This is a genomic window from Streptomyces sp. NPDC045846, from assembly GCF_056431605.1.
Genome location: NZ_JBWKKJ010000003.1, coordinates 309,817 through 335,640, shown reverse-complemented (window position 1 = coordinate 335,640; position 25,824 = coordinate 309,817). Strand labels below are relative to the sequence as shown.

Here is a 25,824-nt window from a genome sequence, read left to right as displayed (position 1 = left end):
CGGCGTTCACTGTGTTGTGCACGGGAATTCCCCTCCGATTCGCCGGGAAGGGCCGCGCTCCCCGTCACCGGGCAGGGTGACGATGCTCATCTCCAGGGGATGGCGGGATGGGTGCATGGCTCATCAGCCCTGGTCGGGCCTTCACTGCGACCTGCTGGCGGCGCGGGCGCTGGTGTACGTCCCGAGCGGCTTCGACTGCTCGCACCCGGAGCCCGAAGCGGAAGGCGCGGAGTACGGGGCGCACCGGTTCACCCTCGACGGGCAGGCTGTCAGATTCCGTGTGGCCAAGACCACCTCGACGAAGGTGGGTCAGTTCGTCACGGTGTGGTGTTCTGCTCCGGCGGCCTCGTCCGGCTGCGAGTCACCTCGTGTCCGGCGGGCCTTGACTGCGTTGATCGCGCTCGGAGTTGACGACATGGACTGCGGCCGGGGTCGGCTTACGGACGTCGTTCCGGCGGTGGCTGGAGTGCGGGCCAATGGGCGAGCATGGCGGTCCGCATTGCCGTGGACAACTGTCCCAGACGGGTCAAGTCGCCGCCGTCGCCGGAGGCCATGCGGCCGATGACTCCGAGCCGATGGGCGAGCCGTTGCCGTGCCGTGACGGTGCCCCAGTGCCAGTCCTGGCGGGGAACTCTGGCCAGGTGATCCGTGGTGCCGCGCCGGGCCCGTTCGACCAGAGCGTCCCCGCGCAGGAGCCAGCCCGCACACGCGTCGGTGAGATCGCCCGTGATGTCGGTGCCCGTCGCCCGGCGCCAGGCGAGACGGTAGGCGGCCTCCGCCGTCTCCAGCAGCGGCTGGGCGGGGACGGTGACACACCAGCAGGTCGGAAACCCGATGCGCAGGTACGCCAGTTCCACCAACCCGTTGCCCAGCGCGGCCTGTTCGAAGTCGATGAAGCGGACACCACCGTCGGTGTGCAGGTCGTTGCCTGGACAGGGATCGCCGTGCAGCAGGGCGCGCCCGGGCAGGCGAGCCAGGCGGTCCACGAGGCCGTCCAGCTCGGCCCGGGCCGAGGAGGTCGTCGCGACGCCAAGTGCGGCGGCAAGTCCCAGGAAGGAGTCGACGTCGTCGTGTGTCGGACCCGACCAGAGGGGGAGGTCGCCCGTGGCGTCGGCGGAGGGCGCCGCATGGAGCCGGGCGAGCGCGGTGGCGTAGTCGATCACCCAGTCCTCGCGCGGCTTTTGGTGTGTCACGTACTCCAGGACCAGCATGCGCTCGTCCGGATCGGTGCCGAGGAGCGTCGGCACGACGGGTGGGGCGACACGTGAGGCGAGCGTCAGCGCGGCCACCTCGCGCGCGTACCTCTCCGCCGCTTCCGGGGCGTCGACGAGTTGCTTGACCACCACGGGGGTTCCGGCCAGCTCGGCCTGCCAGACCCGTGATCGAGGGCTGCTTTCGAGCCGCCGAGCGTTTCGGGGTGAGCCCAGCTCGGCCCGCAGTCTGTCCCCGAACGGAGGTTGTGCGCGCATGGCTCATCTTCGCATGAGGAGTGAACTGCCGTGTGCGTTGTGCAAGTTGGTGTGAAGTGTTGGCGTTGCGGAGGGGGGTGGCCGCGCGGTGGGCGCCGCGGCGGTGGTCTGCCCGGCCTGCGGCTGTACGCCCGGGGCACCGGCGGGTGTGCGGCACGGGGGACCGGTGGCCGGGCTCTCATCCAGCCGCGGAGAATCGCTCCACGGACGTCAGCTTGCTGGTGATGTCGCCGGTCGCCTGAGTGGGACTGCTGGCTGTGTCCTCGGCTGTCTCTCCTGGCGCCACATGTGTCTGCAACGTTCCGCCCTCGCCCACGCGTGTTCCGTTCGGGGCGAGGAACTCCACGGAGATGCTGTAGTCCGAGGGTTTCGTGCTGTGGTTGATGATCCTTAGCTTGGCGCTGGCGAAGGAAGTGGCGGGATCGAGTTCGCAGGACGTGATGGACACGTCCGCGGCGGGAGGGTGCGCCCCTCCGCTGGATCGGACGCCACTGTTCGTGGTGGGACTGGGCGGCCTGTTCTTGCCGCTGCTGCCGACGAAGACCAGGACGACGACCGCGCCGATCGCGATGAGCAGCACGACGGCGCTGAGGCAGCCGACCAGGACGCCTCGGCCGAAGCGGCGTCCGGGAGGGGCGGGAGGCTGTCGGCCCCAGGCGGGCGGGGGTGTCCCTCCGGGCGGCTGTCGCTGCCCCCACCTCGGGGCCGCGCCGCTCTGCCCGCCCGATGGGGTGCCCCCCTGGGGGTCCTGATCGGGCGGCCGCTGTTCGGTCATGGCTCGTCTCCCTGCGAAAGCGTGGCTCTCTCAGGTAAGCGCTGCGGGTCGCTCGCGCACGCCGGGCCGAGGGCCGGCTGCGCCGAATGGGCGGGGCGCTGGTCAGGACCCGGGATGCGACAGGCGGCTGAGCAGCGTCACGGCTTCGTCGAGCGGGACCGGCTGGAAGAACTCGGCGTCGACCCGCTCGACGGCGGCGATGGCGCGGGGGGCCAGTTCGGCGCCGAGGGCGGTGACGCGCAGGCGCTTGGCCCGGGTGTCGGACGGGTCCACCTCGCGTTCGACCAAGCCCTTGTTCTCCAGGGTGCGGAGCACCTGGGAGGTCATCTTGACGTCGGTTCCCGCCTGCCGTGCGAGCGCCAACTGGTTGGGACGGTGGCCCTGTTCGTTGAGCCACCAGGCGCAGGCGAGCAGCACGAACTGGACGTGGGTCAGGCCGAGGGGCGCCAAGGCGGTGGCGATGCCACGCTGCCAGCGCAGCGTGGCGTGCCACAGCAGGAACCCGGGGCTGGCTTCGGGGTTCACTGCCCTCAGCCCCGTGCGGCGAGGCCGACGAGCGCGGCCATGGTCTCGGGCCAGTCGGAGGTGATGCCGGGGCCGATCCGGGGGCCGAGCTCATCGGCTCCCTCGCCGGTGATCTCCATCCGGTACACCACCCGGGTACGCCCGTGGTCGAGCGGTACGAGCCGGTGGGTGGTGCGCAGGACCAGACCCTCGAAGCGGGCCTCGTCGACGAACATCGTGTCCTTCTCGGCCTCGGTCACCCACAGCTCCACCGGGTCCTGGCCGGGCGGGGTCATCGAGATCTCGGCGCCCGCGGCGAACGGGCCGCGGAGTTCGATCTTCTCGATCTCCGCGTTCCAGGCGGGCCAGTTCTCGACGTCGGCCCAGAGCCGCCAGATCGCCGCGCGTGCGACGTCGGTCTCGATGCTGTGCTCGTACACCCACATGATGGCCTCCTGGAAAGACGATGTGCCCACAGACTATCTACGCGCAGACTATCTGTCCAGAGGTGACGGCTCAGGTGATCCGGGGCGAGTGGTGAGGCCTCGGGGCCTGGGGGGGCGGGGGATTGTCAGACCCGGCCCTTACCGTCGATCGTGTGGGCCGGATCCAGCCGGCCGCGCAACGACGGGAGGCGATCACATGGGCACCATCAGCATCGACGCGAGCGCCCTGCCGAGGCTGCTGGCCGACAGCAGCGACCCCCACGGCTCCACATACCAGCGAGCCTTCACCGCTCTCGCCTCCACCCACCGCGGCCGGCCGCCCGCACAGATCGTCCCCCTGCTGCGCCGCGCGGCCGACCAGGCGCTGCTCGGCTTCACCGCGGCCGACCTGCGCGAGCAGGCCGAGGCGATCAGTGCGGGCCGCCTCTACGAACTGCGGATCACCCTGTCCTGACGGGGTCTGGGCCGGAGGAAATTGGTGTGACAGCCGGCCCACGCGGGCTCAGGCTGGCGGTGTGAGTACACACCCGCATGTGTTCGGTATCGACGTGATCCCTTCGGACCCGAGGAACGCTGATGACCACCCCGAAGTACGCCCGCTGATCGATGGCTCGGACTTCATCGCGCAGCAGTACCCCGGGGCGGTCTGCGGGGACGCGCGCAGGTGGCTGCTTCCTGACGGGCCGTTCTCCGTGGGGGAGGAACCGCACGAAGTGGAGATGGCGGCCTGGTGCTGTTGCCGCTCCGCGCTCGATGTCGCGATGCGGCGCGAAGGCGACACGGTGGTCTGGACGTGCATGGAGCCCGGCGTGCCCTCCGCGAACTCCCTCACGTACCGCTTCGACGCGGGGCAGTACGACACCGAGGTGGCGCGGGCCCTGCGGGAACGCGCGTGGGAATGGCCTTCCGCGGCCGTCGCGCGGGAGCTCGAGGGTGCCCTCCGCATGCACAGCGCATGGCTCGACACCTGGACGTGCGAAGTCGACCAGGTCTGGGCGACGCCAGGCGTCCTCGACGAAATCCGCCTGTCCCTGCGGAATTACGAGCTCCAGCCCGACGGCGCCTGGCGTTCCCTGGGACGTATGGGGCTCGTACGACCGGTGACCGACGAGCATCCCGTGGCGCAGGCCGAGCGGCTCGCGTGCGAGATCATGGCGGGTGATCCGCGGAAGGCGGACGGCATGCGCAGCGACACTCCCCAGGCGTCCCTCGCGGAATGGCTCGGCGGCCCACGGGAGTTCGGGCCCGACAGTTACAAGTGGCACTGAGAGCCGCACCCCGCCGGTGCCGCGGGGCCGCCCGGTGGACCGGCAGGGAAGCGGTCCGGAGGTGGCCCAGGGCAGTACTGGCGTGCGCCAGGCCCACGTCCTGGGCGAGGAATCCTTTTCGACGCAGGGTTATTGCGCGCTCGCGGCGGGGCGCACGATCACCTCGTTGACATCGACCTGGGGTGGCTGGGACACGGCGTAGGCGATGGCGTCCGCGATGGCCGAGGCCGGCAGGGCCACGGCCCGGTAGTCCCGCATGGCCGCTCTCGCCGCCGGGTCGGAAATGCTGTCGGCGAGTTCGGACTCGGTCACTCCCGGGGAGACCAGGGTGACCCGGATGTCCCCGGTCGACTCCTGGCGCAGGCCCTCGGAGATCGCCCGGACGGCGAACTTGGTGGCGCAGTACACGGCGGCGGTGGGGGAGACCTCGTACGCGCCGACGGAGGCGGTGTTCACGAAGTGCCCGCTGCCCTGCGCCCGCATCGTGGGCAGCGCGGCGGCGATGCCGTGCAGGACTCCGCGGACGTTCACGTCGATCATGCGGTCCCACTCCTCGATCCTGAGTGCCTCCAGCGGGGAGAGCGGCATCACCCCGGCGTTGTTGACCATCACGTCCAGGCGCCCGTAGCGCTCGCGAGCGGCGGAGACGAAGGCTTGGACGTCGGCGGCATCCGTGACGTCGAGCCGTTGGAACGAGGCGGTGCCGCCCGCGGCGGTGATCTCCTCGGTGAGCGCGGCGAGACGCTCGGTGCGCCGCGCTCCGAGCAGCAGACGGTGGCCGTCCGCCGCGAGCCTTCGTGCGGTCGCCTCACCGATTCCGCTGCTCGCTCCGGTGACCGCCACCACCTTCACTGCGGTCCGCCCGGCAACCTCCGCATGGGTGACGTTCGTGTTCCTCGGCATGGTGAAACCCTCTGTCCTCGGTCTGATCGTTGCTCGGAGCGAGTCTCGGACGGTTGAACTCCGCCTGCCAGGGCGTGTGTTGCCTGGGTGCACCACACCCGGGCAGCACGCGAGGCCGACGGCGGAGGCGATCCGGCAGGTGCCCGGGGGTGGGCGGGGAGGTGGGTCGTCACGCGCGGCCCACGGTGGACCCGGTGGCCGTCGCCGCGTGCACCGAGATTCCGCTCGTCCCGGAGGGCGCCGCGCGGGTGCTCCCGGTCGTCGACTCGACCGAGGCCCTGGTGGAGACCGCCCTGGCGCGGCTGTGGCGGCCCTCTCACCGGGCGTTCGTTCCTGGCGACGGAAAGCGTCACGTATTCTCGTTCGCACATACGGACGCGTGGGGCCGCACCGGTTCTAACCTGCGGAGATGATCAGGCACATGTCGGAGCACCCGGCCCGGAGTCTGGGCCGGGTCCTCGACGACCTCGGACCCACCCTTCTCGATCTGCTCTACGGCGACCCCGCCCGGGCGGGCGAGCTCGGCGGGGTCGGCATCCATGATCCGCACGACGAGCAGCACTACCCGGAGCACGCCATCGTGCTCGGCAACGGTGTCCACGGGCCGGAACGGATGGCCCGCCTGCTGCACGAGCTGGCGCGCGCGGGCGCGGCCGCACTGGTGGTCCGCGGACCGGTCGAGGAGTGCGCCGCACTCGAAGCCGCGGCCGCCGAGACGGGCGTCGTCCTGCTGGGGCTGACCCGTGGCGCCTCATGGGCGCAACTGGCCGCCATGCTGCGGACGTTGCTGTCCGAGGACGACGTGGGCGAGATCGGCGAGCAGACCCTGGGCGGCGTGCCCTCCGGTGATCTGTTCGCGCTGGCGAACGCGATCGCCACGCTCCTCGACGCACCCGTCACCATCGAAGACCGCCGCTCACGCATCCTGGCCTTCTCCGGACGCCAGGACGAGGCCGATCCGCCCCGGGTGGCCAGCATCCTGGCCCGACGGGTACCGGAGCGGTACCTGAGGATCCACGAGGAGCAGGGGGTCTTCAAGGAGCTGTACCGCCGCGAGGGCCCGCTGCACATTCCGCCGCCCACGCTGGGGGACGAGATCGCGCTGCCGCGCGTGGCGATCGCCGTGCGCGCCGGGGACGAGATCCTGGGGTCCGTGTGGGCGGCGCTGCGCGAGCCGCTCACCAAGGAGCGCGAGGAGGCGTTCCGGGAGGCGGCCAAGCTCGCCGCCCTCCACATGCTGCGCTTCCGCGCGGGCGCCGACGCGCAGAACCGGCTCCGGGCCGACCTGGTGACGACGGCGCTGGAGGGCGGCGTCGGCGCGGTCCCGGCGCTGGGCCGCCTGGGCCTCGCCGATGGTCCGCTGCTCGTCATGGCCCTCGGCCTCCAGCCGGCGGAGGGCGACCATGCCCAGGTCACGGCAGAGCGTCAGCGGCTGGCGAGTGCGCTGGGCGTGCATCTGACGGCGGTGCAGCCGAGGTCCGCGGTGGCGCTCCTCGGCGACGTGGCGTACGCACTGTTCCCGGTCTCGGACACCTCGGCATCGGCCCGGGAGCGTGCCGTGCAGGTGGCGTCGAACTTCCTGGAACGCACCGGCACGCGCACGGGGGCGGTCGTCGGGATCGGCTCCGTGGCGGACGACCCCGCCGCTCTCGCCCGGTCGCGGGTCAACGCCGACCGGGTGCTGCGCGTCCTGCTCAGCAGGCGAGGGTCGCGGCGGGTCGCCGCGATCGGGGACGTGCACATCGACGCCCTGCTGCTCGAAATGCGGGACCTGGTGGCCGCCAACCGGGACGAACTGGCCGGTCCCATCGCGCGGTTGGCGGACTACGACGCTCGTCACCATGCCCATCTGGTCGAGACCCTGCGGGCGTGGCTGGACGCCTTCGGCGACGTGATCGCGGCGTCGGCGAGCGTCTTCGTCCACCCCAACACCTTCCGCTACCGCATCCGCCGGGTGGCGGAGGTGGGAGGGATCGACTTGCAGGACCCGAACGCGCGGTTCGCGGCGATGCTGCAGCTGCGCCTGATGGGTCTCTACGACGGCGCGGACGACCCGGGGTGGCGCGCCGCCGCGCAGTGAGCGCGGCCCCGGCGCCCATGGGCGTGCGCGACGACCGGTTCAGAGGCGTACGCCGGGTGGCACCAGCTGGTCGGCGTGGGTGTCGTGGACGGTGTGCGCAGGCCCGGGGCCTCGCCGAAGTGGGCATCCTCAAGGTCCTCGGCGGCAACCTCAAGCGCGTCACGAGCACACACATGGGCTGACGCCCACCGCCGTACGCCATGGCGCGCGGGACCGGTTGGGGCCGCCGTACGAAAGCGGCCCCGATGTTGTCACTCGCGTACCAACTCCGGCTCCGGCGGCGTGCCTACCGTGGCGGTCATCCACTCAGGACACCCCCGCAGAAGCCCCCCAGGAGAACGCACTCGTGCAGGCCCAGCCCGTTTCCCGTCCCGCTCCGCCGCCGCTCGGCGCGATGCTCGAAGACCTCGAAGAGCTCGTGTCGTGCGAGTCGTACTCCGCCGACCACGAGGCGGTCGCCCGCAGTGCCCGCGTCGTCGCCGCTCAGGGCAGCCGACTGCTCGGTGGCACGCCGCGGATCCATGTGATCGACGGGGTGAGCCACCTCCAGTGGTCGTTCGGCACCCCGCGCGTCCTGCTTCTCGGTCATCACGACACCGTCTGGCCGATCGGCACGCTCACGTCGCACCCCTTCACGGTGCGGGACGGTGTCGTCCGCGGCCCCGGTGTCTTCGACATGAAGGCCGGACTGGTCCAGCTCTTCCACGCGCTGGCCGCGCTGCCTTCCCTGGACGGGCTGTGCGTGCTGGTCACCGGGGACGAGGAGGTCGGCTCGGACACCTCCCGCGCCCTCATCGAGGACACCGCACGATCCTGCCGGGCCGCGCTGGTCCTGGAGCCCTCGGCTCCCGGCGGCGCCCTGAAGACCAGCCGCAAGGGCGTGTCCAACTACCACCTCAGCGTCGAGGGCCGCGCCGCCCACTCCGGACTCGACCCGGAGAAGGGCATCAACGCGGCCACCGAACTCGCCCGCCACCTGCTCGCTCTGGAACGCGTCACCGAAGCGGTCACCGCCCGCACCGGACCGGGCACCACGATCACCCCGACCGTGATGCGGGCCGGTACCACCACCAACACCGTGCCGGCCCGCGCGGAACTGAGCATCGACGCCCGCGTCCCCACCCCGGCGGCGCAGGAAGCGGTGCACGAGCTCATCTCGGCCCTGCGACCGCACCACCCCGGAGCCCGACTGCGTCTCGACGGCGGCCCCAACCGGCCACCCCTGGACGCCGATCGCTCCGAGGAGCTGTTCAGACTGGCCGCGGACATCGCCTCCGGCCTGGGCATGGGTGAACTGCGCCGGGCGGCGGTCGGCGGCGCGTCCGACGGCAACTACACCGCGGGCGCCGGCTGCCCCACCCTCGACGGTCTCGGGGCGGTGGGCGACGGGGCGCACGCCGACCACGAACACGTGCTGGCCGCCACCATGCCGCCCCGCGCGCGGCTGCTGGCCGAGCTCGTCGGAGCGGTGCTGTGACCGGCCTCGACATCCGTGAGCTCCACACGATGGCGGAGTTCGAGGCCGTCGGCCGTCTCTATGCCGAGATCTGGGGGACGCGTCCCGACGCGCCGCCGATCTCCGCCGAGGTCATGCGCGCCTTGAGTCACGCGGGGAACTACGCGGTCGGGGCGTACGAGGACGGCCGACTCGCGGGGGCGTCGCTGGCGTTCTTCGGCGAACCCGCGGGCAGCACTCTGCACTCCCACATCACGGGCGCCGCCATGGGCCGGGGCATCGGTCTGGCGCTCAAACTGCACCAGCGCCAATGGGCCCTGGACCGCGGCCTCAAGCGCATCACCTGGACCTACGACCCGCTGGTCCGTCGCAACGCCCACTTCAACCTCACCAAACTGGGCGCCCGCCCCGAGGAGTACCTCCAGTCCTTCTACGGCGTCATGGACGACACCATCAACGGCGGCGACGAGTCGGACCGGATCCTGGCGGCCTGGGACATCACCGCGCCCCTGCCCGCCGCCGGAGAGGGCGACCGGGCGATGCCGGAAGGCGCCGTGTACGGCGTGCGCTGTGTCGACGGGCGCCCCGAACCGGGCCCCACCGACGCGGAGTTCGTCCTGATCGAACTGCCCGACGACATCGAGGCCCTGCGCCGCAGCGACGCCCCCGCCGCCCATGCGTGGCGGCTCGCCGTCCGCCACACCCTCGGCGGCCTGCTCGCCGACGGGGCCCAGGTGGTCGGCCTGTACGACCGCCGCGGCTACGTCGTCCGCCGCACACCCACCGCGATCCCCGCCCGACCCGCCTCCGGGAGCCACCTGTGACCACGATGAAGATCTCCGGCATCGAACTGCGCCGCATCGCGATGCCGCTCGTCGCCCCGTTCCGCACCTCCTTCGGCGTCGAGACCCGCCGGGACGTCCTTCTCGTGCGGGTCGTCACCGCGGACGGCGAGGGGTGGGCCGAGTGCGCCGCCATGTCCGAGCCCCGCTACTGCGGCGAGTACGTCGACGGCGCCCAGGACGTCCTGCGCAAGTTCCTCATCCCGGCCCTGCCCAAGGACGGCGTCGACGCCGAGAGCGTGGGCCGGGTGCTGGAACCCTTCACCGGCCACCACATGGCCAAGTCCGCCCTTCAGAGCGCGGTGCTCGACGCACAACTCCGGGTGAGCGGAGAGTCGTTCGGCTCGTACCTCGGTGCGGCCCGCGACCGCGTGCCGTGCGGGGTCTCGGTCGGCATCATGGACTCCGTGCCGCACCTCCTCGACGCGGTGGAGCGGTACGTGGCGGAAGGGTACGTCCGCATCAAGCTGAAGATCGAGCCCGGTTGGGACATCGAGCCGGTCCGCGCCGTGCGCGAGCGCTTCGGGGACGATCTGCTCCTCCAGGTCGACGCCAACGCCGCCTACACCCTGGTGGACGCCCAGCACCTCGCCAAGCTCGATGCCTTCGACCTGCTCCTGATCGAGCAGCCCCTGGCCAACGACGACCTGGTGCAGCACGCCAAGCTGGCCAGGATCCTGCGCACCCCGATCTGCCTCGACGAGTCCATCGAGTCGGCGGCGCACGCCGCGGCGGCCATCTCCCTGGGCGCCTGCTCCATCATCAACGTCAAACCGGCCCGCGTGGGCGGCTACCTGGAAGCCCGCCGCATCCACGACCTCGCCCGCGCCCACGGCGTACCCGTCTGGTGCGGCGGCATGCTCGAGACGGGCATCGGCCGCGCCGCCAACATCGCCCTGGCCGCGCTGCCCGGCTTCACCCTGCCCGGCGACACCTCGGGCTCCCACCGCTACTTCGCCACCGACATCACCACGCCGTTCGTCCTGGCGGACGGACACCTCGACGTGCCCACCGGCCCCGGCCTGGGTATCGAGCCGCTGCCCGACGTCCTCGACGAAGTGACCACGTCGAGTGAGTGGATAGCCCTCTAGGCCGGGGCCCGTCCGGCGCTCCCCATGTACTCAACCGCCGTACGGGCATGAGTCGTTCAGGCGCGGTACGCGGCCGTCGCGATCTCGGCGAAGGAGCGGATCAGCGGATTGGTGTCGCCCTCGTTCCACGCCACCACCACCCGGCTCGGTGGCATGTCCGACAGCGGCACGACGGCGAGCCCCCGCGTCGGCCGGTGGACCAGGGGCGCCAAGCCGATCGTGCCGTTCCACAGAACGGCCTGCTGGCACTCCTGAACGGCGCGCACCACCGGTCCCTCGCGGGTTTCCCCGCCGTTCCAGTACGCCTGCCAGTCGGGGTCGGTGCCCTGCGGAAACCGGAACCAGCGCCGGTCCGCCAGGTCGGCCAGCTTCAACTGCGCGCGGCCGGCCAGCGGATCGTCCGCGCGCAGCAGCGCCCCCACCGGGTCGCTGCGCACCTCGTGGACCTTCAGGCCGGTCTCGTCGAAGGGGGCGCGGGTGAGGGCGACGTCGACCAGTCCGGCGTGCAGTCCGCAGGTGGGATCCGTCAGGTCGGTCTCGCGGACGCGGACCTCCACGCGCGGGTGCCGCCGGCGGTAGGCGTCGGCGAGGAGGAGGGCGGCGCGGTCGCCGCCGTCGCCCAGGATGCCGACGGTGAGCGTCGCGGCTCCGGCGGCCGCGGCCACGCGGACGCGCAGCCGGTCGGCCCGGTCGAGCAGGGCCCGCGCCTCCTCAAGGAGTACCGCGCCCACCGGAGTCAGCGTGACACCGGCGGACGACCGGTCGAGCAGGGTGGCGCCGACCTCGCCCTCCAGCTGTCTGATCGCCCGGCTCAGGGGCGGCTGGCTCATGTGCAGCCGCGTTGCGGCCCGCCCGAAGTGGAGTTCCTCGGCGACCGCCACGAAGTAGCGCAGCGTCCGTAGCTCCATGTTGCGACGATACCCGGACGGTATCGAGGTCGGAGAACGGGTCTTGGACAGCCCCAGGGCCCCGGCCGTGGAATCGGGTCATGACTGACGCATCGAAAACCAGCGAACCCACCGCCGACCCCGTCGTCTCGGTGGTCGGGCCGGGCGACGGCGAGACGATCGTTCTCGGCACCACCCGCCTGCGCATCCTGGAAGACGGCAGCAACACCGGGCACCGCCTCGGGCTCGCGGAGTCCGTCCTCGCGCCGCACACGCCCGGCCCGCCGCAACACCGCCACGCCCAGCACGACGAGGGCTTCTACGTGATCTCCGGATCGGTGCGGTTCACCGTGGGCGACCAGGACCACGACGCCACGGCGGGCACGCTCGTCATGGTCCCGGCCGGCGCCCCGCACACGTTCGCCAACGTCACGGACCAACCCGCCGTCATGCTCAGCACGTTCACGCCCGACCTGTACGTGCAGTACTTCCGCGACCTTCAGGACATGATCGCCGGCGGACAGGCCCTGAGCCCGCGGGCCACCCTGCGCACGATGAGCCGGTACGCCACCGAGCCCGCCACCGACTTCACGCCGCGGCCGGCGTCCGGTGGCACCGTACGGGAATCGTGAACGCCGCACACACGTGCGGCGGGCCCCGCTCACCTCGGGCGGTGGGCCGGTCGGCCGGCGGCGGCCTCCATGAGGGAGAACGGGGCTGCTCCCTCAAGAGGGACCACCGAGGTGACGGCCAGGCCCGCACGGTGGCACACCTCCTCGAACTCCTCGCGGGTGCGCTCCCGGCCGCCCACGTTCACCAGCATGTTGAGGTCGCTGAGATAGGTGACTCCGTGGTCGCGGGCACGGTCGCCGTCCTGGGCGGCGACGGTCTCGGGCAGCACGGGCTCCACGATCAGGACACGGCCCTCGGGCGGCAGCACCTCGCGGCAGTGGCTCAGGATGGTGACCACCTGGTCGTCCGTCCAGTCGTGCAGGACGCTCTTGATCAGGAACAGGTCCGAGCCCTCGGGCACCGAGCAGAAGAAGTCTCCGGCGATCAGCGTGCAGCGTTCCGTGAGTCCCTGCCGCCGCAGCGTCTTCGGCGCCTCGGCCAGGCCCTGCGCCGTGTCGTGGACGACGCCGGTGAGGTGGGGGTGTGCGGCGAGGACGGCGGACAGGAGGGTCGCGTTCCCGCCGCCTATGTCCGTGACCGAGGTGAACCGGCCGAAGTCGAAGGCGTGGGGCAGCGCGGTGGCGGTCGCCATGGTGGCCTGACTCATCGCGGCGTTGAACTCCGTGGACAGTTCGGGGTGTTGGGCGAGGTGGCTGAAGAAGTCCGTGCCGAACACGGCGTCGAAGGCCACGTCACCAGTGCGGATGCCGGTGTCCAGGTGCTCCCAGGCGCGTAGGGCCACCGGGTCGGTGAACACCCGCACGAAGGCGGTGAGGGAGCCGGGCGCGCGGGAGTCGAGCAGGGTGCCCGCCCGGGTGACGGCGAACAAGCCGGGTGCCTGTTCCGCGAGGAGCCCGAGCCCGGCCAGGGCGCGCAGCAGCCGGGTCATGGACCGCGGGTCGGCCTCGGCGTCGGCCGCGATGTCGTCGGCCCGGCGGGGTGTGTCCCCGATCAACTCGATCACCCTCAACCGCACGGCGGCGCGCAGGGTTTGCGCGGCCATGCCGCCGAAGGCGGTCCGGAGGATCAGGCCACGATCGGCCAGGGTCGTTGTTCGGGCATCGGTAGTCGCCACGGGTGTTCCTTCCGTTGGAGGTCGGGGAGGTACGCGGACCTTCCCGGAGCGAGATGGGTGTTTCGGGGCGCCCGTCAGCCGCTGGTCGTCGCCTGTGCGGCCAGGGCGCCCGGCGTGCATCCGGCGAAGTCCAGGACGTCGCGATGCAGATGTGGCTGGTCGGCGTATCCGCAGGCCAGGGCGGTCTCGGTGGCGCTGTGACCCGCGCGCAGGGCACGGGCCGCGTGGTCGAAGCGGACCAGCATGGCCGCGCGTTTGGGGCTGAGGCCGATCTGCGCGCTGAACCTGGACCACAGCTGTTTGCGGCTCCAGCCGCAGGACGCGGCGAGTTCACTGATCCGCACCCGCCCCCGGCAGGCCACGATGTGGTCCCAGACCGCTCTCACCTCGGGCGCCATGACCGGCGCCCGGGAGGCCCGCCGCACGAGGAACGCGTCCACCAGGGCGAGGCGCTCCTGCCACGTCGCGGCTTCGGGGAGCTGCTCGCCCAGGCACTGTCCGTGCCGTCCCCACAGCTCTTCGAGGCTGATGACCGACCGGCCGAGTTCGCTCGGCGAGACGCCGAGCAGCGCGTACGCGGCCGGGGGTGACAGACGCATTTCGATGCACTCGACGTGTCGGCCGCGGATACGGGCCGGTCCGGGTGCCAGCGTGGCGGCGAAGCTCCTCAGGGACTGCCCTCCGCTGCCGCCCTCGACCGTGAACGGGTCGTCCCCGAGCCCGATGACGACGACCACGGCGGGTTGGGGGAGCACCTTCTTGTCGAGCCCGGCGGCGGTACGGTCGCGGAACCCCGCCATCCGTACGCCGCCGAGGGACGTGCCTCCGTGGGGGAGTGCGACCTCCCAGCCGGTCCCCGCGTCGCGTTCCAGGGCGTCCGGCCCCGCTTCGTCACTGCGCATGCCTCTACGGTCGCCGACTTCGGCCGCTCTGTCTTGGACGAAAGTTCCGCGGCCGGGCCGTCCGGCCGACGCGATGGGGGCCGTGTCCGGGTGGCGCCGCGGGCCGGGGAACGCGGCGCCACCCGGGAAGGGGTCCGCCGGGGGCGGTTCACACCTCCAGTTCTGCCTCGATCTTCTTCAACTGGTGGCGCGCCATCGCGAGGTTGGCCCGGGACTTGTCGAGGGCCAGATAGAGGAAGAGACCGGTGTGGCCCCGCCCCGTCAGGAGCCGGATCAGGTGGTACTGGGAGCCCAGGGTGATCAGGATGTCCTCGATCTCGTCCTTGAGGCCGAGCAGTTCCATGGTGCGCACCTTCGCGCGCACCACGTCGGTGTTCCCGGCGGCGGCCACCGAGAGGTCGAGGTCCTTGCTGCCGCCCAGGGTGCCGAGGGCCATGCCGCTGCTGTAGTCGACGAGCGCCACGCCGATGGTCCCCTCGATCGTGGTCATCGATTCCTTGAGCGCGGCTTCCGTGTTGGCCATGGGATTCGTGCTTCCTTTCCGCTGTTTTCCGGTGGGTGTGGTCCCGGGCCGGTCGGCCCGGGTGCGTGGGGGAGTCATGGGGTCTCCAGTCGGCCGAGGCTGCCGTCGACCAGGTCGCCGATCCGGGCGCTCGCCCGGCGGGCTTCGAGATGCAGCCGTCCCACGTTGATGCGGGGCTGGGCGAGGAGGGTGAGCACGGCGGAGGAGCCCGCCGCATAGGTGGCGACGTATCCTTCGTCGCCCCGCAGGAGCAGTTCGTGGAAGGCGCCCCGGCCGGCCGCGTGGGTCAGGCGCTGGGCCACGCCGAGGGCGGCCGCGGTGAGCGCGGCCAGTGGTTCCGCCTCGCCCGTGGCGTCCTGCGCGAGTACGAGCCCGTCGACGCTGGCCGCCAACGCTCCGTTCAGCTGCGGCAGTTGGACCCGGAGCCTGCGCAGCTCGGCGAGGACCTCGGCCTCGGCCGTCATCATCTGTCTCCTTTCGGCCCGCTGCCTGCGGACGCGGATCACAGCGCGGTCTCCAGACCGTCGCGCAGCCTGCGCAGCAGGGCCACGTCCGCGACCGTCTCCGCCTCGGCGGACGCCCGCGCCAGGGGGGCGGGCATGCCGAGCTGCGGTGCTGGCGCCAGTGGAGTCTCGATCGCGCCCGCGGCCGCCAGCCTGCGGACGTCGACCAGGGTGTGGAAGGCCGGACGCCCCAGCAGGCGCGCGATGTCCTGAGGGGTGCGGGCGCCGTCGGCCAGGGCGAGCAGGGCGCGTTGGCGGCCCGTGAGGGATGCCGCGGGCGGGCCCGGGGCGAGCGTCACCGGAGCGGTGTCGATCTCCGGGTGCGGCCAGAGCCGCCCGAGCAGCTCCCGGCGCCGCGCGGCCTCACGGGCCACCGCCTGGGCCGGAACGGGCGACACCGCGCCGATCCAGTGCGCCACCCCGTAGCGGAAGCGGGTGGGGCCGCTGCCGGGGGAGAGCGTGAAGAACGCGGCGTCGAACAGCGCGCCCAGGTGGCACAGTTCGAGTTCGCCGCCGGGGACCTGGCCGCTGTCCACGAGGAAGCGGCCCACCGAACCGTGCGCGCCCGCCTGGTCGACGGCCCACTGCCAGCTCTCGGGGCGCAGCCGTCCGCCCACCGTGAGCAGGATGTCGATGCCCGGCGCGGAGGGGCTCTCGGCGTGCACCACCTGGCCGTCGACGAGGTAGAGCGTGCCGCTGTGGCGGAGCAGCGCCCCGGTCGCGCGCTCGGCCACCAACCGGCGGAGCATCGGCGAGAGTTGGTGACCGCCGGCCGGTTGCGTGCCGCGGTTCACGCCAGCACCAGCCGCTCGGCCAGATCACCCAGCCGCAACCGGGCGAGCGCGAGATTGCCCTGATCGCGATCGAGCCAGAGGTAGAGGAAGATGCTGCTGTCGTAGCCGGTGCGTATGAAGCGCAGCAGATGGTAGCCGCCGTGCGCGGTGACGAGTACGTCCTCCACCGGCAGCGACCCGCCGAAGGCGTCGGCGGTGGCGGGTGCGAACGCCGGGTGCTCCGCGGCGCTCCTGGCGAACTCGGCGGCTTCCGCGGCCGCCGCCTCGTGGTCACCGCCTGGTGAGTCGCCGATGGTGCCGAGTGCGAGCCCGCTGGTCCAGTCGACGAGTGCCGCCCCGAGCGCGCCGGGCAGCCGCATCGTCTCCAGCAGGCACTCGTCGATTCCGGGCACGCGGAACTCCCCTCCCTGGGGGTCGCTTGAGGACTGGTCCCACGGCTCGACTCCGGTGCCGCGGTGACGGAGAAGTTACGCCCGGTGTAGCGAGAAGGGGGAAGTTATGGCAATTTCCAGTGGAACATGCCGTGGAAGGCTACGATCCGTCCGCACACGGCGCCGGTCAGGGCCGCTTCCCGTGCAGCCGGGCCGAGTTCGCGCCCGGCCTCGTCCGGGCCGGGCAGGCTACCGGCCGCGGTGGCAGACTGCCGTAGGCGGTGCGGTGTGCGAGGCGGGGGAGAGCGTGAGGGACGATCTGCGGGACGGGGCGGCCCGTGAGGCGGGAAAGGGCGGGCCGGGCCGGGCGAGCGACCGTGCGTCGATCCGGCGGACCAACCTCGGCGTCGTGCTGCGGCTGCTGCGCGACCGCGGCCCCCGCTCGCGCGCCCAGATCGCCACGGACACGGGACTGCCCCGCCCCACCGTCACCAACCTGGTCGCCGAACTCGTGGGCCTGCGCCTGGTCCGTGAGGGCCACTCCCAGCGCGACGGATCGGTCGGACGGCCGGGTCTCGCCGTCGAGATCGACGGCCGCGCGGTCTGCGGGCTCGGCCTGGAGATCACCGCCGACTACGTCACGGCGGTCGCCCTGTCCCTCGGCGGCGATGCCCTCTTCGAACGCCGGGTCCCGCTCGACGTCCGCGCCCTCGGGCCGACGGCCGTGCTGGACGCGACGGCGGAACTGATCCGCGAGGCCGACGCGGCGGTGACAGCCGCCGGTGCCCGCCTGGTGGGCGCCGCGCTGGGAGCGCCGGGACACGTGGACCTGGCCACCGGCCAGGTCGGCTACGCCCCGAACATCGGCTGGCGCGACATCGCGGCCCTGGGCGAACTCCGCCGACGCCTGGGCCGCGACGCGCCCCCGCTCCACCTGGAGAACGACGCGAAGCTGGCGGCCGTCGCCGAGTACGTCATCGCCTCCGCCGCCGACATCCACGACCTCATCTCCGTCACGGGCGGGACCGGCGTCGGCGGCGGCATCATCTCCGGCGGTCAACTGCTGCGCGGGGCACGGGGGTTCGCGGGCGAGATCGGTCACATGCCGCTCGCTCCGGGCGGTCGGCGCTGCAACTGCGGCCGACGGGGCTGCTGGGAGACCATGGTCGGGCTCGGCGCCCTGCTGCGCCACGCCGCCGACCCGCACGACCGCGTCCACGACGCCTCGCTCGACGTCGCCTCGCGCCTCGACGACCTGCGCGCACGCGCCGACGCCGGCGATGTCCGCACGCTGGCTGCGCTCAAGCGCCTTGCCTACGACCTGAGCCTCGGCATCGCCCTCCTCGCCGACGTCCTCAACCCCCGCGCGGTCGTGCTCGGCGGCTACTTCCCGGTCTTCGCGGACCACCTCCTCGACCGCGTCCGCGAGGGCGTCGCCCAGCGCGTCATGGCTCCCGACGCGGGCGGCTGCGACATCGTCCCCTCGACGCTGGGCCTGAACGCCCCGGCCCGCGGCGGCGCCCACCTCGCCCTGGACGCCGTCTACCAGGACCCGAGCGCCGTCGCCGGGTGAGGGCCCGCGCCCCGGGCGGCGGGGGAGCCCTCACGCCTCAGGGGCCGTACACCTGGAGCGACCAGAGGGAGTAGCCGTACCCCGTGGCGCGCTGCGTTCCGTAGACCCGCAGGTAACGCCCGCTGCCCGACAGCCCGTTGAGGTCGTCGACGCCTCCGTCCGAGGCGGCCGTCGCCCCGATGGTGGTCCACTGCTTGGCGTCGTCGGAGACCTGGACCCGATAGGCCCGCCCGTAGGCGGCCTCCCAGGTGAGCTTCACCTCGGACACGCCGCGGACCGCGCCCAGGTCGACCTGGATCCACTGCGGATCGGAGAACTGGCTGGACCACCGGGTGGCCCCGTCCCCGTCGACCGCGGCGCTCGCCGGGGTGGCCGCGGACTGGACGCTCGACGCGCTCGTCGGCCGGTTGAGGGCCAGGTCGGCGCGGGAGGTGGGAACGAGGCTCAGCAGCTGCCCGGCCGAGGGGCGGGTGTCGCCTCCGGTGCCGGGGTTGTCCCAGGCGCGGACCGGCGCGGTGCTCACCGCCTGGGCGCCCGATCCGAGGCTGAGCACCAGCCCGCTGTACCGGTTGACCAGCCGGTACGCTCCGGTGGGCGCGGACGGGCCGCTTCCGTTCGAGGCGTTGACGACGGGCTGCACGGACCACTGCAGGCCGGGCGCCGGCTTCGCGGCGGGTTTCGCGGCGGTCACGGCCGCTCCCCAGGCCCGGCCCGCGTCGCCGTCGGCCACGGCCAGCATCTGGTTCGAAGCGGCGTTGCTGACGGTGAAGAAGCCGTCGCCGGTGGGGTCGAACCGCCACTGCTGCGCGGGCGCCGAGGCGTCCGGGGCGGCCGTGGTCAGGCCCGACCCGCTCTGCGTGAGGGACAGGCCGCCGCCCGCGCCGATCCGGTAGGACGCACCGGGGCTCACCGGAGCCGGCAGGTCCGAGGGCGTCCTCGGGGTGATGGTGATGTCGGCGTACTCGCTGGTGTAGGTCGAGCAGTAGAACGCGCAGTACGAGCGGAAGGTCCTGCCGACGACGGTCGAGCTCGTCAGGTTGGCGGGATCCAGCATCCAGCGGTACCACGCCGCGTTCGGCTGGTCGGCGACCAGGCCCATATCGGTCCACTTCTGGGTGGCCAGGTCGTCGGTGACGTAGAAGTGCAGGGGTGTCCTGGTGTCGGTGGCCTGAGCGACGTTGTTCTGCGGGGTGCCGATGTACTTGCCCAGGTACGCGCTCCAGGCGACGTTCATCACCGCGAGCTGTGAGTGGTCCGGCATGGCTCCGCGGGCCACTTGGTCGGTGACGGTGCCGGAGGTGGCCGGTCGGTAGTCCTCGCCGGGCGCGAGGTAGCCGGACCCGAGGCCCTCGGACGGGATGATGTCGCTCTCGGCGCCGCCCACCCCCGGGGATTGCCAGGCGCCGTCGTACCACTTGCTCCAGGAGGCGGAGGCCATCTTCTGCGCCATGGGAGCCCGGGCGACGTGCTGGAGCCAGATGGTGCCGCCGCCGGACTTGTCCAGGACCCGCGTGGCGTAGAAGACGTAGAAGTAGCCGGAGGCGTTGTCGACGAAGAGGCGCTGGTCGCCGTCGCCGTAGTAGTACGTCTCGTGGGGGAAGGCGGTGGTGTCGCCGCGGGCCGTGCTGTAGGGCGAGGTGACCGCGTGCCCCTGGATCGTCCAGGTTGCTCCCCGGTCCTTGGAGAGCGCGTAGTCGATCGCGTCGTAGTGCAGGCCGTCGCCGAACGGCTGCGGGGTGAACTCGTTGTGCACCAGGCCGTACCACCAGCCGGTGTCCGGATCGACCCACACCCCGCTCAGGTCGCAGTAGTTGCGCTGCGAATAGCCGGAGGAGGCCGGGGCGTTGGTGGCGGTCCGGCCGGTCGGGCTGTTGTCGCAGCGCCAGGTGGTGTCGGCGTTGCTGTCGGCCGGGTTGGCGGGGTCGGAGGCGTTGCTGACCGGGGCGAGGCTGACGTGGTCGAAGTCCGTGCCGGTGTAGAAGTCCCACTGGCGGCTGTCCTTGGCGCCGTACAGGGCGTGGGACTGCTGGTAGTAGAACTGTCCGTTGCGGTCGGTGAACGGGACGGCGGGGATGTCGTCGGGGTTGGCGAACTCGACCGTCCTTCCGGACGACAGGGTGTATCCGGAGGTCGGCGCGGCCGGTGCGCCCCACACCTCCGCCGCCTTGGAAGGGTCGCAGGGTGCGAGGCCGACGCGGGCGAGTTGAGCCGTGGCCCCTTGGACGGCAAGGCACTTGCCGGACTTGACGCTGTAGATCGTCTTGTCCGGCAGGTACTTGAACTTCTGCTGCGGGGCCCCGCTCGCGCAGCCGTAGAGCTGCACCAGGGCGCCGCTGGCGTTGGAGGCGCCCGTCACGTCCAGACACTTGCCGAGGACGGTCACCGTGCCGTCGCCGCGCCAGGTGAACTGCTGGGCGGAGGTGCCGTTGCACCCGTACAGGCGGATCGGGTTGCCGTCGCCCGTCGCGGCGTCGGCGTCGTCCAGGCACCATCCGCCCGTCGTGATGGTGCCCGTGTCGGTGCTCGCCGCCGCGCCGCTCCCGGCGACGGCCGCAGCGGCCGACGCGGGAGCGAGCGGCAGCCCGGCGGCCGCGAGGACCGTGACCGCGCCGAGCACCAGCCGTGCGCCCCACGATCCGGGCCGTGATCCCCACCGTCTCATGGCTGTCGCCCTCCTCAATTAGTTTGATTAGGATCAGAACTAATCGAGGCTCCCGTCAACCCCCGTGCACAGCGGCCCTGTTCGGGGTGGTGGAACGCTGAACGGCCGAAGGCCGGCACCCCGAGCGGGTGCCGGCCTTCGCCTGCCGGGTGTTCCGGCGGCGGCATCGCGGCGGGGGAGCCCGGCCATCACGTCACGGAGTCCACCATCCCCGTGGCCGCCCCGCCGAGGACTACTTCCGGACGAGGGCGCGGGCCGCGTCGGCGATGTGGGTGGGGGAGATGCCCGCGGCGTCCATGAGTTCGTCGGTCGTGCCGGAGCCCGGCAGGCCGACGGCGGCGAGGTGAGTGACGGCGGGGGAGACGCCCGCCGCGCTCAGGGCCGACAGGACCGCCTCGCCGATACCGCCTTCGGGGTGGTGGTCCTCGACGACGACCAGCGCCCCGGTGTCCCGCGCGGCGCGGCTGAGGGCGTCGGTGTCGATGGGCTTGATGGAGTACAGGTCGATGACACGCGCCCGGACGCCGTCCGCCGCGAGGCGTTCGGCGGCGTCGAGGCAGGCGTGCAGGGTGACGCCGGCGCCGATGAGGGTGACCTGGTCGTCGTTGCCGTGGCGCAGGGTCTTGGAGCCGCCCACCGGGAACGTCTCCTCGCTGGCGTAGAGGACGGGGTAGGCGCCGCGGGTGGTGCGCAGGTAGGAGATGCCGTCGAGGTCGGCCATGGCGGCGGTGAGGGAGGCCGCCGAGGTGGCGTCGCTGGGGTACAGGACGGTGGAGCCGCGGACGGAGCGCATCATGGCGAGGTCTTCGAGGCCCATCTGGGAGGGGCCGTCCGCACCGATCTCGACACCGCTGTGGGTGCCGCACAGCGCCATGGTGATCTCGGAGACGGCCGCCATGCGGATGAAGTCGTGGGCCCGGGTGAGGAAGGCCGCGAACGTGGTGGCGTACGGCCGGTAGCCGCGGACGGCCATCCCCACGGCGTCGGCGATCATCTGCTGCTCGGCGATGTAGGTCTGGAAGTACCGCTCGGGGTGGGCCTTTTCGAAGTCCTCCGCGTGGGTGGAGTTGCCGACCTCCGCGTCCAGCGCCACCACCTCCGGGCGGACGCCGAGCGCGGCGAGGGCGCCTCCGAACGCGACGCGGGTGGCGACCTTGTCGCCGACGTCGAAGCGGGGCAGTTCCACGGGTCCGGCGGCCCGGGCGGGCGTGCGCTCGGCGGCGGGCGGCCGCGGGCCGCGCACGCTCAGGTCCCGGATGCCGCCCAGCTCCTCGATGGCCCGCTGAGCCATGTCCTCGGGCAGGGGCTTGCCGTGCCAGCCCTCCTTGTCGGCGACCTCGCTCACGCCCTGCCCCTTGACGGTCCTGGCCACGATGACGGTGGGGGCCTGCCCGTCGGCGGCGGTCGTCAAGGCCTGGTCGATCGCTTCGACGTCATGCCCGTCGATCACGATCGCGCGGCAGCCGAACGCCTCGACGCGGCGGGCATAGGTGTCGGTGTCCCATTCCAGCTCGGTCGGGCCGCTCTGCCCGAGGCGGTTGACGTCGATGAGCGCGATGAAGTTGGCCAGGCGGTGCTGGCCCGCCTTGTCCAGCGCCTCCCACACCGAGCCTTCGGCCATCTCGCTGTCCCCGCACAGCACCCACACCCGGTAGGGCTGCTTCTCCAGGTCCCGGCCGGCCAGCGCGATGCCGACGCCGTACGCGATGCCCTGGCCCAGGGAACCGGTCGCGACATCGACCCAGGGCAGGACCGGCGTGGGGTGGCCCTGGAGACGCGCGCCGAAGCGGCGGTAGGTCTTCATCAGCTCGTCGTCACTGACGGCGCCGACCGCCTTGAACATCGCGTACAGCAGGGGAGAGGCATGCCCCTTGGAGAAGATCAGGTGGTCGCCCGCCGGGTTGTCGGGCGCCTCCCAGTCGTAGCGCAGGTGCCGGGTCATGAGCACGGCCATCAGGTCGGCCGCGGACAGACTCGAGGTGGGGTGCCCGGACCCCGCCGACGTACTGGCGCGCACCGAGTCCACGCGCAGCTGCTGCGCGAGTTCGCGGACCTGGGGCAGGTCGGATTCGGGACCGAGGGTGGTGGTGTGCGCTGTGGTCATGGTGAGGGCCTTTCCTGGATGGCCGGTCAGTGCCGGGTGGCGGGTACCCGGTCAGGGCGGCCGATCACAACCCGGGGCAAGGTGTCCGCTGTGAACGGCGTGGTGTCGCGGGGTCACAGAGGTGCGCCCGCCGGGGCGGCGGCCCGGGGTCGAGCCGGGCGACCGCGTCACTTCTCGCCGAGCGCCCGCTTGAGCTGCGACTTGTCCATGCTGGAACGGCCATGGATGTTGCGGCGCTGGGCTTCCGCATAGAGCTGGTCGTACGTCGGACCCTGCGACCCGCTGTGCGAGCGCTGCCCGCCGCGCTTCGACGAGGACATGTCCTGGGTCGAACTCTTGCTGGCGGTCTTCGACTCGCCCGACCGGGCGCGCTCCTTGTTGACCGTCCTGGCGGCGATCTCCTTGGCGCGCTTGGTGCCCTCGCCGCGCTGCTCGGCGCTCTCCTTGATGTGCTCGTACTGGCGCTCCCGCTTGGGACTCGATCCCCTGGGCATCTCTTCCTCCTTGGCTCATGGTGATCACTCGGTCACTCTCAGACTCTGCCGCGTGCGGCCGCTCCGCAATCGGGGGAGGCGCGCGGAACGGGTGGCCGCTTCGGAAGGACCGGTTCGGAAGGACCGGCGCCGCCGCGAGGGCAATCACGGAGCGCGGGTACCCCGGGTCTGCGGCCCGATGCGGGGCGGCGTGCCCCCGGCCGATTTCTTTATGCCTCCGCATTCCTGTTCCGCCAAACAGTCCGGGTAAATGAATGGAGAGGTGCAATGGGGGAACACGAACACCTGGAGGTCGATTGCCATGGTTCCTTTGCTCCTCGTACTGCTTCTCGCGCTGATCCTTTTCGGCGTCGGGTTCGCGGTGAAAATCCTGTGGTGGGTCGCGATCGTGGTTCTGATCCTGTGGCTCATCGGATTCGTCGCACGGCCCAAGGGCGGAGGCGGACGCTGGTATCGCTGGTAGCCGGTAGGGGAATACCGGGCGGTACGGTTCCGTAAAGTCGCGAAGGCCCGACGGTACGGGTCGGGAAACTGCGGGGATCCGGTCCGTCGGTGACGAATGCGGGTTGACGGGGCTGCCCAGGACACGTTCTGGGCGGCCCCCTTCGTGTGTCACTCCCGCACGCTGCGGGGGATGTCGCACCAGGCGATGGCATCCTCCACGAGACTGCCCAGAACCAGCCGCCCCGCGTGCTCGGCCACGGCGGTCGTCATGCGGAACTGCCTTCCCGTACCGCGCAGTTGGCGTACCACCCGGCCGTACCCGTCCACCTCGACCACCCGCGCGGGGCTCGGCGGGACCGGCGGAAGGCGCCGGGCCGCGGCGGCCGCCGCGCGGCGCACGCGCGGAGCGGCGCGATGCAGCCAGGCGAGCGGCGGTGTCCGGGGCCCGGCGAGCGCCACCCAGAATCCCCCGCCCGGGCTGCGCGACGCGTTGTCGGGAAAGCCCGGAAGATCGTCGGCCAGGGTGTCGTGGCGTCCAGCGGCGGGGCCGGTCAGCCAGAGCCTGGTGAGGCGCCACGCCCCGGTCTCGGCGACCATCACGAACGACTCGTCGGGCGCGAGCGCCACCCCGTTCGCGAACTGGAGCCCGTCGAGCAGCACTTGGGGCTCGCCGCCCGGGGCCAGCCGCACCAGCAGGCCGGTGGGCTCGTGTTCCACGATGTCCGAGAGCCAGTCCTGGAGGCCGTGGCGGCGGCTGGACACCGTGAAGTACACCGTGCCGTCCGCAGCGGCCACCGCATTGCTGCAGAAGCGCAGGGGCGACCCGGCCACGGCATCGGCCAGGACCTCGACACCCTGCCCGCCGTCCGGGTCGAGCCGCAGCAGCCCGCGCTCCGCGTCGCACACCAACAGGCGCCCGTCGGCGAGGACTTCGAGCCCGAGCGGCCTGCCTCCGGTGCGTCCGACCTCCTGGACCTCGGCGGCCCGGCGGGAGCCCGGCAGGGTGATCCGCAGGACGCGGCCGTCCCCGACGCCGGTCACCACCCGTCCGGAGCCGTCGAAGACGACGTCCTCGGGGCCCGTGCCATCCACCGCGACGCGGTGGAGCTCGGGTAACGGCGCGGGGCGCGGGCGCGCTCCCGCGCGGCCCGGACTCACGCCGCGCGCCGCAGGCGGCGGGCCCGCAGGCAGCGCTTCATCTCCTCGGCGTAGGGAAGGCCCACGCCGAGGCCGATCGTGACGCCCAGCGCCGCGAGGTACCGCGCGGGCAGCGGCCTCTCCTTCGGCAGCAGCTTCCAGTCGTCGGCGCCGGGGCCGCCCCGCAGCGTCGCGCGGACGGCCTCGGGGTGCAGACAGGCCGCGAAGGCCATCGCGGTCAGGGGCAGCACTTCGAGGAAGCTGTGGATGTGCTGTTCGATCGGCCGGACCTCGCGGCGTCCGGTGGCGAAGCTGACGTCGTACAGGGCGGTGGCGCCATGGGCCAGCGCGGCGCCGCCCATGACGGACAGCACCAGCGGGTTGATCTTCGCCAGGAGGCCGACGGCGACGGGGATGCCCGCCTCGGTCATCATCAGCGCGTGCACGGCCGACTCATGGGCTCCCGAGGTGTCCTCGATCTTCGTCCGCCGGTGCATCCACCAGTCGGCCACGCCCGGCAGCACCCACATGGGCAGGACGCCGTACAGCAGGAACCGCCGGTTGGCGTCCTCGACCCCGGACGCGGACGAGGAGATCGGGAGATCGCTCCCCCGGCGCCAGCGGGCCCAGGCGCGGGCGGGCAGGCCCGCGGGTACGGGTGCGGTGGGAGTCGGCATGGCAACCCTTCTCGTCGCTGCTCGTGGTTGGTCGTACGCGCGCGCGTCCCTCGCGCGGTCCACGCGGACCGCCGGGACAAGCCTCTCCCCGTGTGACCGGCGCCGCCTTCCGAAAACGTGCGCGTGATCATCCGGGTCCCCCATGGCCTGAGTCTTCTCATCCGGTTCGGCG

26 protein-coding genes and 1 pseudogene are annotated in these 25,824 nt (G+C 72.3%); 10 read left to right on the top strand and 17 right to left on the bottom strand.

Annotated elements, in window-relative coordinates; translation table 11 throughout:
• Positions 1-115 precede the first annotated feature (115 nt).
• A pseudogene (locus AC07F3_RS10580) lies at positions 116-328 on the top strand (MepB family protein); the annotation flags it as partial.
• 109 nt (positions 329-437) lie between these two features.
• Here AC07F3_RS10580 and AC07F3_RS10575 read toward each other — a convergent pair.
• The 4 genes from AC07F3_RS10575 to AC07F3_RS10560 form a co-directional block, all read right to left on the bottom strand.
• Positions 438-1,469, bottom strand: coding sequence for an aminoglycoside phosphotransferase family protein (locus AC07F3_RS10575; protein ID WP_479112493.1), 1,032 nt, complete (start codon positions 1,467-1,469; stop codon positions 438-440).
• 178 nt (positions 1,470-1,647) lie between these two features.
• Positions 1,648-2,244, bottom strand: coding sequence for a hypothetical protein (locus AC07F3_RS10570; protein ID WP_479112491.1), 597 nt, complete (start codon positions 2,242-2,244; stop codon positions 1,648-1,650).
• 102 nt (positions 2,245-2,346) lie between these two features.
• Entirely contained in the window at positions 2,347-2,769 is a 423-nt protein-coding gene (locus tag AC07F3_RS10565) for a MarR family winged helix-turn-helix transcriptional regulator (protein WP_479112489.1), read from the bottom strand.
• 5 nt (positions 2,770-2,774) lie between these two features.
• Complete coding sequence (locus tag AC07F3_RS10560) at positions 2,775-3,194, bottom strand: SRPBCC family protein (protein WP_479112487.1); 420 nt, start codon at positions 3,192-3,194, stop codon at positions 2,775-2,777.
• Positions 3,195-3,390: 196 nt separating this feature from the next.
• Between AC07F3_RS10560 and AC07F3_RS10555 the strand changes: the two genes are divergently transcribed.
• Positions 3,391-3,648: a hypothetical protein gene (locus AC07F3_RS10555; protein WP_479112485.1), complete on the top strand. Its 258-nt coding sequence runs from the start codon at positions 3,391-3,393 to the stop codon at positions 3,646-3,648.
• 61 nt (positions 3,649-3,709) lie between these two features.
• Entirely contained in the window at positions 3,710-4,462 is a 753-nt protein-coding gene (locus tag AC07F3_RS10550; RefSeq protein ID WP_479112483.1) for a hypothetical protein, read from the top strand.
• 129 nt (positions 4,463-4,591) lie between these two features.
• Here the strand turns inward: AC07F3_RS10550 and AC07F3_RS10545 are convergent, their stop codons facing one another.
• Positions 4,592-5,365, bottom strand: a complete 774-nt coding sequence (locus AC07F3_RS10545) for an SDR family oxidoreductase (RefSeq protein WP_479112481.1) — start codon at positions 5,363-5,365, stop codon at positions 4,592-4,594.
• 409 nt (positions 5,366-5,774) lie between these two features.
• On the opposite strand from AC07F3_RS10545, the gene AC07F3_RS10540 reads away from it, so the two are divergent.
• From AC07F3_RS10540 to menC, 4 genes are all read left to right on the top strand, one after another.
• On the top strand, positions 5,775-7,445 hold the full coding sequence (locus tag AC07F3_RS10540) for a PucR family transcriptional regulator (protein WP_479112479.1): 1,671 nt from the start codon (positions 5,775-5,777) through the stop codon (positions 7,443-7,445).
• 394 nt (positions 7,446-7,839) lie between these two features.
• Positions 7,840-8,922 (top strand): M20 family metallopeptidase, encoded by a 1,083-nt coding sequence (locus AC07F3_RS10535; RefSeq protein ID WP_479113079.1) that lies wholly within the window; start codon positions 7,840-7,842, stop codon positions 8,920-8,922.
• A complete protein-coding gene (locus AC07F3_RS10530; protein ID WP_479112477.1) occupies positions 8,919-9,725 on the top strand; it encodes a GNAT family N-acetyltransferase in 807 nt (268 codons plus the stop codon). Before AC07F3_RS10535 ends, AC07F3_RS10530 begins: the two co-directional genes overlap by 4 nt.
• Before the next feature lie 5 nt (positions 9,726-9,730).
• A complete protein-coding gene (menC, locus tag AC07F3_RS10525; RefSeq protein ID WP_479113077.1) occupies positions 9,731-10,834 on the top strand; it encodes an o-succinylbenzoate synthase in 1,104 nt (367 codons plus the stop codon).
• A gap of 56 nt (positions 10,835-10,890) precedes the next feature.
• On the opposite strand, the gene AC07F3_RS10520 is transcribed toward menC, so the two are convergent.
• On the bottom strand, positions 10,891-11,742 hold the full coding sequence (locus AC07F3_RS10520; RefSeq protein ID WP_479112475.1) for a LysR family transcriptional regulator: 852 nt from the start codon (positions 11,740-11,742) through the stop codon (positions 10,891-10,893).
• Between the two features lie 80 nt (positions 11,743-11,822).
• On the opposite strand from AC07F3_RS10520, the gene AC07F3_RS10515 reads away from it, so the two are divergent.
• Positions 11,823-12,353, top strand: a complete 531-nt coding sequence (locus AC07F3_RS10515) for a cupin domain-containing protein (protein WP_479112473.1) — start codon at positions 11,823-11,825, stop codon at positions 12,351-12,353.
• Positions 12,354-12,382: 29 nt separating this feature from the next.
• Here the strand turns inward: AC07F3_RS10515 and AC07F3_RS10510 are convergent, their stop codons facing one another.
• From AC07F3_RS10510 to AC07F3_RS10485, 6 genes are all read right to left on the bottom strand, one after another.
• Entirely contained in the window at positions 12,383-13,396 is a 1,014-nt protein-coding gene (locus AC07F3_RS10510; RefSeq protein WP_479113075.1) for a methyltransferase, read from the bottom strand.
• A 146-nt stretch (positions 13,397-13,542) separates the two neighbouring features.
• Positions 13,543-14,370 carry a helix-turn-helix domain-containing protein gene (locus tag AC07F3_RS10505; RefSeq protein WP_479112471.1) on the bottom strand — a complete coding sequence of 276 codons (828 nt, stop codon included), beginning with the start codon at positions 14,368-14,370 and terminating at the stop codon, positions 13,543-13,545.
• 148 nt (positions 14,371-14,518) lie between these two features.
• Entirely contained in the window at positions 14,519-14,893 is a 375-nt protein-coding gene (locus AC07F3_RS10500) for a hypothetical protein (RefSeq protein WP_479112469.1), read from the bottom strand.
• A gap of 74 nt (positions 14,894-14,967) precedes the next feature.
• Entirely contained in the window at positions 14,968-15,357 is a 390-nt protein-coding gene (locus AC07F3_RS10495) for a roadblock/LC7 domain-containing protein (RefSeq protein WP_479113073.1), read from the bottom strand.
• A 38-nt stretch (positions 15,358-15,395) separates the two neighbouring features.
• Positions 15,396-16,145, bottom strand: a complete 750-nt coding sequence (locus AC07F3_RS10490) for a transcriptional regulator (protein WP_479113071.1) — start codon at positions 16,143-16,145, stop codon at positions 15,396-15,398.
• A 41-nt stretch (positions 16,146-16,186) separates the two neighbouring features.
• Positions 16,187-16,582 carry a hypothetical protein gene (locus tag AC07F3_RS10485; RefSeq protein WP_479112467.1) on the bottom strand — a complete coding sequence of 132 codons (396 nt, stop codon included), beginning with the start codon at positions 16,580-16,582 and terminating at the stop codon, positions 16,187-16,189.
• A gap of 286 nt (positions 16,583-16,868) precedes the next feature.
• Between AC07F3_RS10485 and AC07F3_RS10480 the strand changes: the two genes are divergently transcribed.
• Positions 16,869-18,134 carry an ROK family transcriptional regulator gene (locus tag AC07F3_RS10480; protein WP_479112465.1) on the top strand — a complete coding sequence of 422 codons (1,266 nt, stop codon included), beginning with the start codon at positions 16,869-16,871 and terminating at the stop codon, positions 18,132-18,134.
• A gap of 37 nt (positions 18,135-18,171) precedes the next feature.
• On the opposite strand, the gene AC07F3_RS10475 is transcribed toward AC07F3_RS10480, so the two are convergent.
• From AC07F3_RS10475 to AC07F3_RS10465, 3 genes are all read right to left on the bottom strand, one after another.
• Complete coding sequence (locus AC07F3_RS10475; protein WP_479112463.1) at positions 18,172-20,796, bottom strand: ricin-type beta-trefoil lectin domain protein; 2,625 nt, start codon at positions 20,794-20,796, stop codon at positions 18,172-18,174.
• A 232-nt stretch (positions 20,797-21,028) separates the two neighbouring features.
• Entirely contained in the window at positions 21,029-22,900 is a 1,872-nt protein-coding gene (locus AC07F3_RS10470; RefSeq protein ID WP_479112461.1) for a transketolase, read from the bottom strand.
• Between the two features lie 167 nt (positions 22,901-23,067).
• The gene (locus AC07F3_RS10465) at positions 23,068-23,394 is read right to left on the bottom strand and encodes a plasmid stabilization protein (RefSeq protein WP_479112459.1); all 327 of its coding nucleotides are present in this window, start codon (positions 23,392-23,394) and stop codon (positions 23,068-23,070) included.
• Positions 23,395-23,695: 301 nt separating this feature from the next.
• Here AC07F3_RS10465 and AC07F3_RS10460 point away from each other — a divergent pair, with 301 nt between their 5' ends.
• On the top strand, positions 23,696-23,857 hold the full coding sequence (locus AC07F3_RS10460) for a hydrophobic protein (protein ID WP_479112457.1): 162 nt from the start codon (positions 23,696-23,698) through the stop codon (positions 23,855-23,857).
• 149 nt (positions 23,858-24,006) lie between these two features.
• On the opposite strand, the gene AC07F3_RS10455 is transcribed toward AC07F3_RS10460, so the two are convergent.
• Together AC07F3_RS10455 and AC07F3_RS10450 are read right to left on the bottom strand one after the other, a co-directional pair.
• Positions 24,007-24,996, bottom strand: a complete 990-nt coding sequence (locus AC07F3_RS10455; protein WP_479112455.1) for an SMP-30/gluconolactonase/LRE family protein — start codon at positions 24,994-24,996, stop codon at positions 24,007-24,009.
• Positions 24,993-25,652, bottom strand: coding sequence for a diguanylate cyclase (locus tag AC07F3_RS10450; RefSeq protein ID WP_479112453.1), 660 nt, complete (start codon positions 25,650-25,652; stop codon positions 24,993-24,995). The genes AC07F3_RS10455 and AC07F3_RS10450 overlap by 4 nt, the downstream gene beginning before the upstream one ends.
• Positions 25,653-25,824 lie beyond the last annotated feature (172 nt).

Bases quoted from the DNA above. Each gene is read 5' to 3' on its own strand.
- AC07F3_RS10575 (WP_479112493.1), bottom strand. From the start codon at position 1,469: ATGCGCGCACAACCTCCGTTCGGGGACAGACTGCGGGCCGAGCTGGGC.
- AC07F3_RS10570 (WP_479112491.1), bottom strand. From the start codon at position 2,244: ATGACCGAACAGCGGCCGCCCGATCAGGACCCCCAGGGGGGCACCCCA.
- AC07F3_RS10560 (WP_479112487.1), bottom strand. From the start codon at position 3,194: ATGTGGGTGTACGAGCACAGCATCGAGACCGACGTCGCACGCGCGGCG.
- AC07F3_RS10555 (WP_479112485.1), top strand. From the start codon at position 3,391: ATGGGCACCATCAGCATCGACGCGAGCGCCCTGCCGAGGCTGCTGGCC.
- AC07F3_RS10545 (WP_479112481.1), bottom strand. From the start codon at position 5,365: ATGCCGAGGAACACGAACGTCACCCATGCGGAGGTTGCCGGGCGGACC.
- AC07F3_RS10540 (WP_479112479.1), top strand. From the start codon at position 5,775: ATGATCAGGCACATGTCGGAGCACCCGGCCCGGAGTCTGGGCCGGGTC.
- AC07F3_RS10535 (WP_479113079.1), top strand. From the start codon at position 7,840: ATGCTCGAAGACCTCGAAGAGCTCGTGTCGTGCGAGTCGTACTCCGCC.
- menC (WP_479113077.1), top strand. From the start codon at position 9,731: ATGAAGATCTCCGGCATCGAACTGCGCCGCATCGCGATGCCGCTCGTC.
- AC07F3_RS10520 (WP_479112475.1), bottom strand. From the start codon at position 11,742: ATGGAGCTACGGACGCTGCGCTACTTCGTGGCGGTCGCCGAGGAACTC.
- AC07F3_RS10515 (WP_479112473.1), top strand. From the start codon at position 11,823: ATGACTGACGCATCGAAAACCAGCGAACCCACCGCCGACCCCGTCGTC.
- AC07F3_RS10510 (WP_479113075.1), bottom strand. From the start codon at position 13,396: ATGGCCGCGCAAACCCTGCGCGCCGCCGTGCGGTTGAGGGTGATCGAG.
- AC07F3_RS10505 (WP_479112471.1), bottom strand. From the start codon at position 14,370: ATGCGCAGTGACGAAGCGGGGCCGGACGCCCTGGAACGCGACGCGGGG.
- AC07F3_RS10500 (WP_479112469.1), bottom strand. From the start codon at position 14,893: ATGGCCAACACGGAAGCCGCGCTCAAGGAATCGATGACCACGATCGAG.
- AC07F3_RS10495 (WP_479113073.1), bottom strand. From the start codon at position 15,357: ATGACGGCCGAGGCCGAGGTCCTCGCCGAGCTGCGCAGGCTCCGGGTC.
- AC07F3_RS10490 (WP_479113071.1), bottom strand. From the start codon at position 16,145: ATGCTCCGCCGGTTGGTGGCCGAGCGCGCGACCGGGGCGCTGCTCCGC.
- AC07F3_RS10475 (WP_479112463.1), bottom strand. From the start codon at position 20,796: ATGAGACGGTGGGGATCACGGCCCGGATCGTGGGGCGCACGGCTGGTG.
- AC07F3_RS10470 (WP_479112461.1), bottom strand. From the start codon at position 22,900: ATGACCACAGCGCACACCACCACCCTCGGTCCCGAATCCGACCTGCCC.
- AC07F3_RS10465 (WP_479112459.1), bottom strand. From the start codon at position 23,394: ATGCCCAGGGGATCGAGTCCCAAGCGGGAGCGCCAGTACGAGCACATC.
- AC07F3_RS10460 (WP_479112457.1), top strand. From the start codon at position 23,696: ATGGTTCCTTTGCTCCTCGTACTGCTTCTCGCGCTGATCCTTTTCGGC.
- AC07F3_RS10450 (WP_479112453.1), bottom strand. From the start codon at position 25,652: ATGCCGACTCCCACCGCACCCGTACCCGCGGGCCTGCCCGCCCGCGCC.